Source organism: Pseudomonas sp. W5-01, from assembly GCF_046540435.1.
In the GTDB taxonomy this organism is placed as follows: Bacteria; Pseudomonadota; Gammaproteobacteria; order Pseudomonadales; family Pseudomonadaceae; genus Aquipseudomonas; species Aquipseudomonas graminis_B.
In genome coordinates, this window is sequence record NZ_JAXCIP010000002.1 from 572866 (window position 1) to 587697 (window position 14832).

9 protein-coding genes and 1 pseudogene are annotated in these 14832 nt (G+C 62.5%); 2 read left to right on the forward strand and 8 right to left on the reverse strand.

The features are described from left to right. Positions 1-295: 295 nt before the first annotated feature. From SLW75_RS07970 to SLW75_RS07990, 5 genes and pseudogenes are all read right to left on the reverse strand, one after another. Positions 296-5911 (reverse strand): putative Ig domain-containing protein, encoded by a 5616-nt coding sequence (locus tag SLW75_RS07970; RefSeq protein WP_410934103.1) that lies wholly within the window; start codon positions 5909-5911, stop codon positions 296-298. Positions 5912-6345: 434 nt separating this feature from the next. Then, entirely contained in the window at positions 6346-7557 is a 1212-nt protein-coding gene (locus SLW75_RS07975) for a sensor domain-containing diguanylate cyclase (RefSeq protein ID WP_065988804.1), read from the reverse strand. Positions 7558-7694: 137 nt separating this feature from the next. Then, positions 7695-8534, reverse strand: a complete 840-nt coding sequence (locus SLW75_RS07980) for a methyl-accepting chemotaxis protein (protein ID WP_410929048.1) — start codon at positions 8532-8534, stop codon at positions 7695-7697. 15 nt (positions 8535-8549) lie between these two features. Beyond that, positions 8550-9584 (reverse strand): annotated as a pseudogene (locus SLW75_RS07985) (cache domain-containing protein); the annotation flags it as partial. Positions 9585-9917: 333 nt separating this feature from the next. Further along, positions 9918-10430 (reverse strand): acyloxyacyl hydrolase, encoded by a 513-nt coding sequence (locus SLW75_RS07990; RefSeq protein ID WP_410934104.1) that lies wholly within the window; start codon positions 10428-10430, stop codon positions 9918-9920. A 300-nt stretch (positions 10431-10730) separates the two neighbouring features. Between SLW75_RS07990 and SLW75_RS07995 the strand changes: the two genes are divergently transcribed. Beyond that, positions 10731-11156 (forward strand): VOC family protein, encoded by a 426-nt coding sequence (locus SLW75_RS07995; protein WP_369319969.1) that lies wholly within the window; start codon positions 10731-10733, stop codon positions 11154-11156. Between the two features lie 17 nt (positions 11157-11173). On the opposite strand, the gene SLW75_RS08000 is transcribed toward SLW75_RS07995, so the two are convergent. Together SLW75_RS08000 and SLW75_RS08005 are read right to left on the reverse strand one after the other, a co-directional pair. After that, complete coding sequence (locus SLW75_RS08000; RefSeq protein WP_410934105.1) at positions 11174-12052, reverse strand: LysR family transcriptional regulator; 879 nt, start codon at positions 12050-12052, stop codon at positions 11174-11176. Between the two features lie 130 nt (positions 12053-12182). Continuing rightward, a complete protein-coding gene (locus SLW75_RS08005) occupies positions 12183-13274 on the reverse strand; it encodes an NADH:flavin oxidoreductase/NADH oxidase (RefSeq protein ID WP_065988808.1) in 1092 nt (363 codons plus the stop codon). 85 nt (positions 13275-13359) lie between these two features. On the opposite strand from SLW75_RS08005, the gene SLW75_RS08010 reads away from it, so the two are divergent. Beyond that, positions 13360-13659 carry an ArsR/SmtB family transcription factor gene (locus SLW75_RS08010; RefSeq protein WP_296313147.1) on the forward strand — a complete coding sequence of 100 codons (300 nt, stop codon included), beginning with the start codon at positions 13360-13362 and terminating at the stop codon, positions 13657-13659. A gap of 98 nt (positions 13660-13757) precedes the next feature. Here the strand turns inward: SLW75_RS08010 and SLW75_RS08015 are convergent, their stop codons facing one another. Continuing rightward, on the reverse strand, positions 13758-14783 hold the full coding sequence (locus SLW75_RS08015; RefSeq protein WP_065988809.1) for a YrzE family protein: 1026 nt from the start codon (positions 14781-14783) through the stop codon (positions 13758-13760). Between the last annotated feature and the right edge of the window lie 49 nt (positions 14784-14832).

The window sequence follows — 14832 nt, forward strand, 5'->3', positions numbered from 1 at the left end:
TCCGGGTTTCAGTCGGTCACATTGGAGGTACGCGATGCTTTTAGTGAGACCGGCTTCAGCCGGGAATAGGCCATTGAGTACGCAGCGGATCCTGCGTTGAGGCATCTGACGTCTTCCCGGCTAAAGCCGGTCCTACGAGGGATATGCGGTCGCGCTGTCCGGGACTCAGTCAGCCACATTGGAGGCACGCGATGCTTTTAGTGGGACCGGCTTCAGCCGGGAAGGAGCCGGTAGGTGAGCGATCCATAAAAAAACGGCCTCCATTGCGGAGGCCGTTTTTGTGTTACGCGATCAATCAGGCAACGAGGTCAGTGACGTGCAGCTCCTTGACGCCGACCAACTGGATTTCGAAATCCGGGGTCGCGTCGGCGTTGATGCTGCCGTAGAGAATCCCGTCAGCAAAGCGGATTTGCCCGGTCGCGTCGTTGCTGTCAAAGGCGTTGCTGCCGATGAAAGTAAACGCGTCGATCCCCGGGGTCTGTGGGTTGGCGTCCAGGGCGCTGAAATCGAGCAGGTCGCCTTCGGCGCTCTTGAAGCCGTTGATCACGTCGCGCAACGCCCCGACGCCCATGTCGGCGATGGAGTCGAACACGTAGGTGTCCGACCCGGTGCCGCCGGTGAGCGTGTCAGTGCCAGCGCCGCCGATCAAACGGTCATTGCCCGAGCCGCCGATCAGCGTGTCGTTGCCGGCACCGCCGTTGAGCACGTTGGCGCCGCTGTTGCCGGTCAGGTTGTCGTCGAAGGCGCTGCCGATCAGGTTTTCGACGCTCTTCAGCGTGTCGAGGCCTGAGCCGCCGGTGTTCTGTTGGGCCGAGGTCGACAGGGTGGCGGTGATGCCGGCCTGCGCGCCGTAGTAGGACACCGTGTCGTTGCCGCCGCGCCCGTCCAGCACGTTATCGCCGCTGCCGGCGAACAGCACGTTGTCCAGGGCGTTACCGATGCCGTTCGCCGCGTCAATGCTGTCGATGTACAGGTTTTCGACGTTATTGCCCAAGGTGAACGTCGCCAGGGTGCTGTGCACACTGTCGACGCCGCCGGAGACGCGATCGGCGTTGCTTTCGATCACGCTGTCGCCGCTGTCGTCGACGTAGTACGTGTCGTTGCCGTTGCCGCCGCTCATGCTGTCGGCACCGCCTGCGCCGTCGATCACGTTGGCTGCCGCGTTGCCGGTGATGAAGTTGCGCAGCTCGTTGCCGTTGCCGTCGATGGCCGAAACGCCGGTGAGCACCAGGTTTTCCAGATTCGCGCCGAGGGTCCAGCTGACCGACGCCTGCACGGTGTCGATCTGCGACGGCGAGTCGCTGCTTTCGGTGATGCTGTCGAAGGCGTTGTCGACGATGTAAATGTCATTGCCGTCGCCGCCCGTCATGCTGTCGGCGCCAAGGTCGCCGTCCAGCGTGTCATTGCCGGCCGAGCCCACCAGGGTGTCGTCCTGGTCGGTGCCGAAGATCAGGCCGCCTTCGTTCTGCGCGCCGTCGAAGATGGCCTGCACGCTGTTGTTGTCGCTCGGGTCGCCTTTGAAGCCCAGGTCGTCGGCGATGTAGTCGGCCAGACGCTGACCGACGATCTCGGCAGACTCTTCGTGCAAGTGCCAGACGTCATCGGGATAGACCAGCGGGTCGACCTCGTGGCGCAGGGGCAGATCGGTGTAGTCCACCGCAATCTTCACGTCGTCACGCTGGGCGGCAATCGCTTCCTGGGTGGCACGGACATAGCCGACGCCCTCGACGATGCCGGCGATCTTCTCTTCCGAGAAACCGCGGGCGCGGGCCGCGTCCTGGTCGTAGTGGCCGGTTTCCATCATGTAGACGTTGAAGTTGCCGAACTGCGCGTGCAGGTAATCGAACACCGACAAAGTCGCGGCCTTGTATGCCGCGGCGGCGGCCTCTTTGTCCGAGGCGCGGGCGATTTCCTGCGCTGCTTCTTCGCCCTGGCCCCAGATGATGCCCATGGTCACGTTGTCGACCGCTTTCAGCTCGGTGAGCTGGTCGTTCAACAGGGCCACGGCGCGCAACAAGGCAGGGCCCGGCTGGTCGGTGTCGGTCAGCCACCAGCACAGTTTCAGTTCGTCGGCGCTGAGGGTCGACATGCCGTTGACGGTGCTGCCGCCCACCGCGATGTCGATGCCATTGCCGTCGGCGTCGTTGAACTGGCTGCGCACGTCGTAGGTGGTGTACTTGCTCAGGCCGTCGACCAGCATGGTGGTGCCGGACTGGCTGTCGTCTTCGGTCATGCGCAGCAGACGTGCGTTGGACTGGCCCAGGGTCGGCAGGAACAGGATGTCCTGGTCGGCCCGGGAGCCGAACACGAAATCGTCCGCCGTGAGGGTGTTCACGTAGTTGCCGCTCAAGGCGATCTCGAAGCGGTGACCGTCGGCGTCAGGGACGCTGGATTTGATGTAGGTCTTGTCGCCGGCTGCGTTCAGGCTCAGGTACAGCGTGCCGTTGCTGCCGTCGCCCAGGCCGAGGAAGCCCAGGGCGGAGACGTCGATCTTGTCCACGCCGTGGGTGAAATCGTAAACCGTGTCGGTGGCGGTGACGCCGCCGGTATTGTAGTCGCGGTAGCTGTCCTGGACGCTGGTGTAGCGGAAGGTGTCGGCACCGTCGCCGCCGTACAGCGAGTCGCGACCTGCACCGCCGTCGATGATGTCCGGGCCTGCGCCGGCGCGAATGGTGTCGTTGCCGCCCAGCCCGAGGATCAGGTCGGCGCCTGCGGTGCCGGCGATCGCTTCGCCATTGTCGGTGCCGGTGATGGTGCTGGCCGGCGCATCGGCCACGGCGAGGGCAAAGCTGTCACTGACGGACGCGCCCGACGGATCAGTCGCCTTGATCAGCAGAGTGTAGTTGCCCGAGGCAGTGCTGGTGGGCGTGCCGCTGAAGGTCAGGCGGGTGCTGTCGAAGCTGAGCCAGTCCGGGAGGGCGCTGCCATCGGCCAGGGTCGCGGTGTAGGTCAGCGTGTCGTTGTTGCCGTCGGAGAAGCTGTTGCTGGTGACCGCGTAGGTGAACGGCGAGTTCTCCGTCGCGTTCTGGTCCAGCAGCGGAATCACCACCACCGGCGCCACGTTGACGGGCACGTTCTGGCTGGCGAAGACAAAGTGACTGGCGTTAAGGCTGCCGGCCAGATTACCCGCCAGGGACAGTTCGAAACGGTTGCCGCTGGCGTCCGCGACGTTGTCTTTCACGTAGGTGCGGTTGGTGCTGGCGTTGTAGGACACCTGCAGCGTGCCGTTGAGGCCGTTGCCCAGGCCGCTGTAGCCCAGTGCCGAGACGTCGATTCTATCGGCGGCGGCATCGAAATCGAGGATCTGGTCGCTGGCGCTGGTGGTCGCCGTGCGGTAACTGTCCTGGGTCGAGGTGAAGCGGAACACGTCCGCGCCCGCGCCGCCGGTGAGTTTGTCGGCACCGGCGCCACCGATGAGGACGTCGTTGCCGTCGCCACCATTCAGGGTGTCGTTGCCCGCGCCGCCGAAGAGCTGATCGTTGCCGGTGGTGCCGGTCAGCGTGTCGTTGCCCGGCGTGCCGTTGATCTCGCCCGGCGTGACTGGCACGTCCTGCACGGCGAGGGTGAAGCTGTCGCTGACCGTGGCGTTGCTGGCGTCGCTCGCGGTGATCTTGATCGCGTAGGTGCCCGACGCGGTGTTGCCCGGCGTGCCGCTGAAGGTGCGGGTCACGGCGTCGAAGGTCAGCCAGGCGGGCAGGGCGGTGCCGTCGGCCAGGGTGGCGGTGTAGCTGAGGTTGTCGTTGTCCGGATCGGTGAAGCTGGTGCCCGGCACGACGTAGCTGAACGGCGTGTTCTCGGTGGCGTTCTGATCCAGCAGCGGGTTGGCCACCACGGGGGCCTGATTCACCGTCGGTGCGGTGGCGAACACGAAGTTGGCGCTGGTCAGTTTGTCGAGGTAGTTGCCCACCAGCGCGACTTCGAAGCGGTTGCCTTCGGCGTCGGCGTTCAGCGATTTGATGTAGGTCTTGTCGCCGGCGTCGTTGAGCACCGCGTAGACGGTGTTGTTCATGCCGTCGGCAAGGCCCGTGAAGCCCAGCTTGGAGAGGTCGATCTTGTCGGCGGTAACGTCGAAATCAGTGATTACGTCGCCCAGATTCGCGCCGCCGGCGTTGTAGTTGCGGTAGCTGTCGGTGCGGCTGGAGAACACGAAGGTGTCAGCACCGGCGCCACCACTGAGGGTGTCTTGCCCGGCGCCGCCGTCGAGACGATCGTCACCGCCGCCGCCCGCCAGGCTGTCATTGCCGGCGAGGCCCAACAGTGTGTCGGCCCCGTCAGTGCCCTGCAGCGAATCGTTGGCCTCGGTGCCGGTGAGGGTGCGATTGAAGATGAAGTTGTCGGCGGTCAGCGCGCTGACCAGGTTGCCGGCCAGGATCAGTTCGAAGCGATTGCCACTGGCGTCGGCGTCGTAGTCCTTGATGTAGGTGCGGTCGTTGCTGGCGCTGTAACTCACCTGCAAGGTGCCGCCACGGCCGTTGCCCAGCCCGGTGAAGCCAAGGCCCGCGAGGTCGATCTTGTCCTGGGTCGGGTCGAAGTCGGTGATGGTGTCGTCGAAGCTGGTGGTCGCGGTGCGGTAGCTGTCGGATTCGCTGGTGAAGCGGAAGATGTCCGCGCCTGTGCCGCCGGTGAGCTTGTCGACCCCGGCACCGCCGATGAGGATGTCGCTGCCGCCACCGGCGTTGACGGTGTCATTGCCTGCGCCGGCGTAGAAGATCTCGTTGGCGTCGCTGCCCAGCAGGGTGTCGTTGCCGTCGGTGCCTTGCACGGCCACAACGGGCACGGTCGCGCTGACGTAGCTGCCATCGCCGTACAGCAGGGTGTCGCCCTTGGTGGTGTGGCTGATGGTGTTGCCGATGATAGCGTTGCGGTCGGTGCCGTCTTCGTTGCGCTCGGCCACGCCATAGGTGGACAGCGCGCTGCCGGTGATGGTGTTGCCCTGAACGGTGTTGTCGCTGCCGTTGAAATACTTGCCGGAAACGCCGTTGCTGTCGTCGTAGGACTGAATGATGATTTCCGGTACGCCGCCGCCCAGCGAGTTGTTGCTCAAGGTGTTGTTGATCACGTCGACGTTGCTGCTGCCGTAGATGCGCACGCCGGCGCTGGCGTTGTCGTGGATGTCGACACCGGTCATGGTGACTTCGCTGGAGAGCTTGATCAGCACGCCTTCGGCACCGTTGTTATAGACCTCACCGCCGGTGATGGTGATGTTGTTCGGCGAAGGGATGTTCTCGCTGCCGCGCTGCACGACGATGCCGCCACCACCGTTGCCATAGGCGACGTTGTTGCTGAGGGTGAAGTCGTGGCTGCTGGTAACCACGTTGAAGCCGTGACGATCGTTGTCGTAGGCGATGTTGTTTTCGAAGGTGCTGTCGCTCAGAAAGTCAGCGACGAAGCCGTCCAGACCGTTGCCATGGGACACGCTGTTCTTGATGACCATGTTAACGGTCTGTTCGTGGGGGTCGAAGCCGTAACCGGAACAGTCCTTGATCTCCACGCCGTCGAGGGTGACGTTGGAGTCGTAGCCTTCCTTGCCGGGAATGAAACCGTTGAACCAGCCATCGATCTTGCCGGTGGTGTTGTCGCGGTTGCCGTCGATGGTGAGGTTGCTCAGCCCGAAGTCGTGGGTTTCTTCGCCGTAGGCAGAGCGGATAACGCCGGTGATTTTCGTGTCGGAGCCGTCCGCGACCTTGATGTTCGAGACGCCCATGCCGTCGCCGTACATGTAGACGTTGCTCTTGAGCATGAGGCAGCCGTCCGACGGTTCCTCACCGCCCGACACGATGTAGGTCCCGGGGGGTACATAGACTTGTCCTCCGCCAGCCGCCGCAGCTGCATCAATCGCTTGTTGGATGGCCGCGGTGTCGTCAGAGACGCCATCTCCTTTGGCGCCAAAATTTTGGACGTTATAAATCATGTACTTATCTCCGGTCACAGGCTGAGGTCACGCTGCGTGCCAATTTCCAATCGGCACTGCAGCAGGTATGACCTAACTGAACGGAAAAGTTGTCGCCGTATGTCGGGAAACCGTCGTTTTGTGACGGCCGGCACATTTGGGTGGTTTTATGCGTCACCTAATTGACGTTTTGTGGGCTGTGCTTTTTTGGCACTTGAGGGGCGGGGGGTTGCTGCGAACGATGGGTATCGTTGGGTAGGAATGCAGGTCAATTGGTAGGACCGGCTTTAGCCGGGAAGAGGGCTGTGTGTACATCCTTAATCTTCCGGTGTGGCATCTGACGCTTTCCCGGCTAAAGCCGGTCCTACACGGGGCTCGCGGTCATTCAGGGGGTTGGCGGTCATTCAGGGGGATCGCGGTCGATTGAAGGGAACGCGGTCGATTGGTAGAGCTCGTTAGGCCACTTCCGCCGGGGCGCAACGCAGGCAGTCGCGGCCTTCACCCTTGGCGACATAGAGGGCCTTGTCGGCCATGGCGATGAGCACTTCGGCGCTGGTCTGCGGTGCGCTGGCGATCGCGACGCCGAGGCTGATGGTGACTCTGGCGCCATCGCCCAGCACCGGGTGTGGCACATTCAGCGCGGCGACCGCCGAGCGCAGGTTTTCCGCCAGCGCCCTGGCCTGGGCCGGGTGGGCGTGGGTCATGAGCACGAGGATTTCCTCGCCGCCGAAGCGGAAGGTCAGGGCGTTGGCTTTCTGCGCAGTGCGCTGAATCACGCCACTGAGCAGCCGCAGGCAGGTGTCTCCCTGCATATGCCCATAATTATCGTTGTAGGATTTGAAGTGATCGATGTCCAGCAGGATCACCGCGACGTTCATGGGCGTCTGCGCCGCACGGCTCCACAACGAGGCCAGCACCTCGCCCTGAAAGCGCCGGTTGAACAATTGCGTCAGTGAATCGATGCGTGCCAGTTCCACCAGCTGCGCTCGCAGCAACTGCCCGCGCAACGCAAACAGATAACTCAACCGGCTGCCGTGTTCCAGAAACCACGACGCCATCATCAGCAACGCCGCAGTCGAGAAGAACAACAGCGCATTGGCCTGCCAGATCTGGAAGTCAGCGAAGTCAGCCAGGTAGGTTGTGACCAGCTGGATGACCAGCATGCACGCCATGGCCACCGCTGCGCAGCGCACCGGCACCTGCTGGATCACCGTGCAATACACCATGATCAGCAGCATCCCCAGTTGATAGTGCAGGCGGAACGGACTTTCGCTGTAGATCATCGCAATCAGCGGCATCACCGAACACGTCACGGTGCCGATGGCTGCCGTCGCTTCCACGATGCGCCGGGTGCTGGCACGCCGCGCGATGACCAGCAGAATCATAAAGATCGGTGTCATCAGGCAGACACGGCCCAGCGCCACGTAGGTAAACATATCGTTCAGGCTCAGCCAGTCGCTGACCATGAACAGGTTGTAGATGAGGATGCCGCCAATGCCCACGGCGGACAGAAACTGGCGGCGTTGCTCAAGCGTTTCGGCCTCGTAACGACGCTCCAGCTCGGTGCTGAAACGCAGGCTGCGAAAGCGCGACGCGATGGTGCGATCGACCTCGGCAAGAAGTTGCGCGTCATGGGGGCCAGGTCGATCGAGGACAAAGGAAAGCATGTTGCACCAAAGGGCTGGGTTACCGGACTAAGACATCACCAGTGATGTCCTAGTGCCATCATTTCGTCGGAGCGCTGATTTCGCAAGGGCTGACCGATCAAGTGTCAGGTTTGCGACGAACAGCGCTGCGCCTTGCCTCAGATACGGAAACTGCCCACCAGCTGCGTCAAGCGCGCCGACTGACGTTCCAGGTCGGAACAGGCGCGTAGTGTGGCTTGCAGGTTTTCCACGCCTTCCTGGTTCAGCGTGTTGATCTCGGTGATGTCGACGTTGATCGCTTCGACCACCGAGGTCTGTTCCTCGGTGGCGGTGGCGACCGACTGGTTCATCGCGTCGATCTCGCCGATCCGCACCGTCACGCTTTCCAGGCTGGTGCCGGCCTGGTTGGCGATGCTCACGCTTTCGTGGCTCTCGCGCTGGCTGTCATTCATGATTGCCACCGCTTCACGGGCGCCGTGTTGCAGCTCCTCGATCATTTTCTGCACCTGACTGGCCGACTCCTGGGTGCGATGCGCCAGGCTGCGGACCTCGTCAGCCACCACGGCAAACCCGCGCCCGGCTTCCCCGGCGCGCGCGGCTTCGATGGCAGCGTTGAGCGCCAGCAGGTTGGTTTGCTGGGAGATGCCGGTGATGACTTCGAGGATCTGCCCGATGTTGGCGGTCTTGGTGTTGAGCTGTTCGATCTGCTCGCTGGCGCCGCTGATACGCGTCGACAACCGGTTCATCGCCTCAATGTTCTGACCGACCACGGCCTGACCGTTGGACGCCATGTTGCGGGCGTCGCTGGAATGGCCCGAGGCCATGGCGGCGTTCTGCGCGATTTCCTGCGCGGCAGCGCCCAGTTCGTTGATGGCCGCCGCGACACTGCTGGTGCGGTTGGCCTGCTGGTCGGAGTTGAGCATCGAGGAGTTCGACGCGCTCACCACCCGCAACGCGACTTCGTTGAGCTGCACGGTGGAGGAGGCCACTTCGCGCATCGAGTCATGGATCCGCTCCACGAACAGGTTGAAGCCGTTGCCCAGGTAGCCGAATTCGTCCTGGCTGAGGACCTCCAGACGTTTGGTCAGATCGCCTTCGCCTGCCGCGATGTCGTGCATGGCGCGGCCCATGGTATTCAATGGACGCATCAGCACGCTGAGCAGCACGCCCAGCAGCAGAATGATCAGCACCACGGCGATGATCGTGGCGATGATCGCCGAGTTACGGAAATCGCCCAGTGCGGCGTAGGCCTGAGCCTTGTCCACCGAGATGCCGACGTACCAGTTGACCGACGGCAGACCATTGACGTGGACGAAGGTGAGGATTTCCGTCTTGCCGTCGTGCTCACTTTCGCTGATGTCCTGGGACAGGCGCGGTGTGCCGTTCGGGTACACCTCGGCCAGGGTCTTCATGACCAGCGAGGTGTCCGGATGCACGAGGATGCGGCCGTTGGCGTCGACCAGAAAGGCATGGCCCTCGTTCTGCAGGCGCAGCGCGCTGATCATCTTCACCAGCACTTCCAGGCTCAGGTCGCCGCCCGCGACGCCGGCCACGCCGGAGGGGCCTTTGACCGGCGTTGCGATCGTCACGATCAGGCCTTTGGTGACCGCGTCCAGGTACGGCTCGGTCAGGGTGGTTTTGCCGGCCTTCAGCGCGTCGGTGTACCAGGGGCGGGTGCGCGGATCGTAATCGCCGGGCATGTCGTCGGGCGGTTGCGTCACGAACGAGCCATCGGCCCTGCCCAGATAGATGCTCATGAACGTCGAGATCAGCGTCGGCTGGCCCAGCAGTCGGTTGAACACCTCAGGGGACGGCGACACGGCGGCGCCCTCGGCGACGTTTTCCACCAGCAGGATGCGTCCCGACATCCAGTTCTGGATATTACCGGCCGTACTCTCGCCCGTCTGATTCAGACTTTCCCTTAACTGATCCCGAATGGCCGTCCGTTGCAGATAATCGTTGTAGAGGGTGAACAAGGTAAATGCGGCGATCACCACCAGCGAGGCCGCCAGTAGAATCTTGTGACTGAATTTCAGGGATTTTGTCATGCCGTAGAGCCTTCAAGCGATTGCAGGGAAAGGATTGCAGTCTGTCTGCCGGTCTATCGGCGAGCGGCGCCATAGATGAATGGCTTGCGGGTTAAAACAGGCCTCTGCCTCGCTGGAATCTGACAATCGGTCGTGTGATACCGATGGCGTGTCATTAAAGGGTGGTAGGCGAAAGGTGTGTAAAGCGAGGAGGCAGGCAAGGGGAGCTGGGCAGATACCCAAAATAGAGGGCTGCAAAAGCAGCCCTCTGGCGTCCGCCCGGCGTTGGCTCAAGGGTCAGGCACGCCCCTTGCCGCTTGCCGCTGGAACCTCAGCCCCATGGAGCTTCAGCCCTCAAAGCGCCTGACAGTAAACCAGCGCGTAGGACTCGATCCCGTCATTGGGCTCTTTGATCCCCGCGTTCGAATAGTGTGTCACGCGTACACCCACGCGCTGGGCGTCGCCGAACTTGAGGCCGGCGCCGAGGCGGTCTTCAAAGTTGAACGCCGAGCCAAACGTCTGATCGCCCGCGGACGCGCCGGTAAACAGCGAAACGCCCACGCCCGCTTCGATAAACGGTTTGACCGGGCCGCCGCCGAACTCATAAACGAACACCGGGGCAAACGACGCCGAATGGCGAGCGCCGGCCTGTTTGCCCGCTTCCCAGTAGGTGTAGCCCAGATCCCAATAGCCGGTCAGTTTGCCGGTGGAGCTTTCCAGCCATGCCTTGTCCCAGTCGAAACCCAGGGCAACGCGGCCGGTCAAGCCACCCTGGCTGGTGGCACCCAGTGCCCCGGAGATTTGCGTGGCATCAGCATGGGTGGCGAAAGTGGACAGACAAAGGGCTGCGAGCAGTAGCTTTTTCATGGTGGAGGTAGCCAAGAAGGTCAGTGGAACCGGGGGGGGTAAATCACCCGAACGGATGTAGGGCATAATGCCACTACTAAAGTTCCATTGGCACTGCGAAAAATTGCTTTGCCGTGTGGCGTTTTTGCACGCCCAGCTGCCTTACCCCGCTGCCGAGCCTTTGGACATTTCAACGCTGCCGTTGAATAGAAGGCGTGATTGATCGAAATAGTTGAGGCTCAGCAGAAGAGATATCTGCTTTCGCAGCGGTCGATCACGGTCAACAATCCGTTCCTATCATTCCCGTCCCAAGGATCGACCATGAGCCTCTCGCCATTTCACCTTGCTATTCCTGTTTACGACCTCGCCGCCGCGCGGCACTTCTACGGTGACGTTTTCGGTCTTTCCGAAGGCCGCTCCAGCGAGCAGTGGGTGGATTTCGATTTCTACGGCCATCAACTGGTCATCCATGAGCACCCGAAAACCGCTTCCCAGGAATCCGTGCATTCCAACGCCGTGGACGGTCACGACGTGCCGGTTCCGCATTTCGGCATCATCCTGCACTGGGCGGAATGGGAAGCACTGGCGGAGCGGCTGCGCGCCCGCGAAACCCGGTTTGTGATCGAACCCTATATCCGTTTTCAGGGCCAGGTCGGCGAGCAGGCGACCATGTTTCTGTTCGACCCGTGCGGCAATGCCCTGGAATTCAAGGCCTTCAAAGACATGAGTCAACTCTTCGCCAAATAGCCGTCCGCAGATGGCCCTCAGCGCGCCGGCTGATTCAGCGTGTCGATGACGCAACGGCGAAACAGGTCCAGCAGTGGCGTGTGCCGCTGCAGGTATTTGCTCACCAGTACGATCTCGCGGAAGAAGGTCATCTCGCCCAGATCAATGATCCGCACGTCCTGCGCATGCTCCAGCCACAACCCGGCCATGGGCACCAGCGCTACGCCGAGCCCGGCGCGGACCATTTTGACGATGGCGTCCAGCTCGTCGAGCTCCAGGGTTTGCCGCACCTCGAGCTTGCGCTCGCGCAGAAACTGCGTCACCCGGCGCCCGCCGAACGAGCGTTGATCGTAGCGAATGAAGGGGTGGTCGCTGAGAATCTGCCGTGGGTCGTCGCCTTGCATGTTCGCCGGCGTGATCAGCACGAACGGCTCCTTGGCGATGACTTCCGCGTGCAGCTCCTTGGGCAGCGCGAACGGCGGTTTGATCATGATCGCCAGGTCGAGCTCGCAGGCGTCCACCTGGCTGAGCAGGTTCAGTGACACCCCCGGCACCAGACTGGCTTCGATAAAAGGCGCCTTGCTGCGCAGTGCCACCAGGGCTTGGGGCAAGATGCCGGTCTGTGCGGTGCTGATGGCGCCGATGCGCAGCGCGCCACGAAAATCGTTGGCGCTGTCGGGGCTGCCCATGCGCCCGAACAACTGCAGCATTTCTTCAGCCAGTGCGACGGCGCGCTGCCCGGCAGCGTTGAGGGTGGCGGCGCGGCCGGTGCGGTCGAACAGGGTCACGCCGAGGGTGTCTTCGAGGTTTTTGATCTGCGCACTCACCGCCGATTGCGTCAGCCCGACCTCACGTCCGGCCGCCGCAAAGGTGCCTCGCCGCGCGACGCAGACAAAGGTTTTCAACTCTCTGATCATCGTCAGGTCCTGGGATGGGGATTCAAATCGGGCAGGGCGCATGGGCAGCCGGCCGGCAGCGGATAGTAACCAGTGCCGTCGGCAAATAAAAATGCCGCCTCATGGGGCGGCATTCTGTATCGCGTGACGCTTAGCGGTAGCGTTCAAGCCAGTGCGCGTAAGGCGCAGGCAGGGTCCACGACGCTTTGTCGACGCCCAGCTCTTTGGCGGCGAAATACGCCCAATGCGGGTCCGCCAGGTGCGCACGGCCGATCGAGACCAGGTCCAACTGACCATTCTGCACGGCGGCCTGGGCCAGTTTTGGATCGCCAAAACCCCATGCCGACGTCACCGGGATATCGGCTTCGCGGCGCACACGTTCGGCGATCGGGCCCATAAAGGCCGGGCCCCACGGGATGTTGGTTTCCGGGATGGTGAAACCGACACTGACGCTCAGCAGGTCGAGACCGCCGGCCTTGAAGCGGCGCGCCAGTTCGATGGATTCGCTGAGGGTCTGCTCGTCACGGCCGTCGTACTCGATCACACCGAAGCGCGCGGTCAGGGGCAGGTTTTCCGGCCAGACTTCACGGACGGCAGCGAGGGTTTCCAGCAGGAAGCGGCTGCGGTTGTCGAAGCTGCCACCGTAGGCGTCAGTGCGCTGGTTGGAGTGTTCGGAGAAGAAGCTCTGGCCCAGATAACCGTGGGCGAAGTGCAGTTCGATCCACTCGAAGCCTGCTTCACGGGCGCGGCGCGCGGCGTCGACGAAGTCCTGCTTGACCCGGGCGATGTCGTCGAGGGTCATTTCCTGCGGGACTTTCGGCAGGTTGGCGCCGAAAGCGATAGCCGAGGGCGCGATGGTCTGCCAGCCACGGGTGTCATCGGCGGCCATGTGGTCGTCGCCCTCCCATGGACGGTTGGCACTGGCCTTGCGACCGGCGTGGGCGATCTGGATGCCGGGGATGGAACCGGCGGCCTTGATCGCCTGCACGGCAGGGATGAATGCCTGGGCGTGCTCGTCGCTCCAGATACCGGCGCAGCCCGGGGTGATGCGGCCTTCAGGGGAGACGGCTGTGGCTTCGACGACGACCAGACCGGCACCGCCGCGGGCCATGCTCGCGAGGTGAACGTGATGCCAGTCGTTGATGACGCCGTTGTCTGCCACGTACTGGCACATTGGAGGAATGGCGATGCGGTTACGCAGGGTTACGTCCTTCAGCGTGAAGGGTTCGAACAATGCCGACATGGAAATACTCCTGATGATTGAATTCGCTTGTTCGATAGTATTCGAAATATGGCGGAGGATGAAACCCCCCGCTATGATGGGCGGCATGCGCGCCTTCAAACATCCGTTACCGACCGAACTCACACTTGAGCGTTTGCTTTACGCATTAAGTGACCCCGTGCGCCTCGAAATCGTTCGCTGTCTTTCCTCGGTGTCCGAGGCCACCTGTGGCGAACTTGACGGCGGGCGGCCCAAGTCCAGCATGTCCCATCACTTCCGCGTGCTGCGGGATGCAGGCCTGGTGCACACCCGCAATATCGGCACCACCCACATGAATTCCCTGCGCACTGACGAGCTGGATGCACGGTTTCCGGGATTGTTGCGAAGCATACTGGCTCAGGATTGAGCGCGGTGGTTTTCAGATGTACGGCGGGGAGGTTGACCTGAAACAAAAATGGCCCGATCACAGGATCGGGCCATTTTTTTTTGCGCCATCCGCGACGCTTAGACAGCGCCGACGATCTTCGCAGCCGGTTGGGTACGACGACCCATTGCACCAGCGCCTGCCGCGACAAGGGCCGACACCACGAGGGTGATCAGCAGGATCCAGGCGGCGCGGGAAATGTTTTTCGCCGCCACGTCAGCCGCTTCACGGGCTTTCTGTTCTGCCTGAGCTTTCAGCTCCTGGTACTTGGCGTACGCCTGACGGTAGCTGGCCTGGGCCTGATCAACGATCTGGTTGGCTTCGGCGTCGGTCTTGTTGCCGCGGGCCTTGATCAGGTTGACGAACGCCTGGCGGTCAGCCGCATCCCACGCCTGGTCGCCCTTGGCTTTCAGGCGGTCCAGCAAACCGCTCAGTTGCTGGTCGGCCTGTTGTGGGGCTTCAGCACTGCGCTGGGCGGTGTTTTTAGCGTCTTCCTGGGTCGTGGCGACGTCTTGCTTGACCTTGTTCGGGTCCAGTTCAGGCTTGCCGGTCTGGCGCATGGCCTGTTCGATTTCACCCTGGATATCGTCCAGATTGAAGTCGATGCCCTGGGCCCGCAGTTGCTCCTGAATCTTGCCACCCACGGCCGGGGCCACTTGTGCGATGCCGCTGCCCACTGCCGACAGGCCGCTGCCTGCCAGGTTCAGACCGCCCCGCACGACGCCGGTCACGGCGCTGGACACCAGGTAAACGCTGATCAGCGAAACACTGGCCCAGACCAGAATGCCGTGGAAGGCGCCTTCGCGATGGGCCAACCGGCCGGCGGCCCAGCCACCGATGAACAGGGAAATGACCATACTGACACCCAGCCAGATGCCAGTGCCTTTGCCCATGCCCGCCAGCGGGTCGGCTTCCTGCAGCGGATCAATGCTGGCGCTGCCGATGGCGGTGCCCAGCAGACTGAGCATCAGCGAGACCACCAGTGCGAGTACCACACCGGCCAGAATTGCGCCCCAGGAAATACGTTTGAGCAAGGGAGCAACAGCGGTGCCCCGGTAGACAGGATCATCGTAGCCAGCGGGCGTTACTCGGTCATCGCGAATCATAGTGGCAGTTCCTTTGGTCATTGGCAGAACGCAAGAGTCCTTGCGCGTA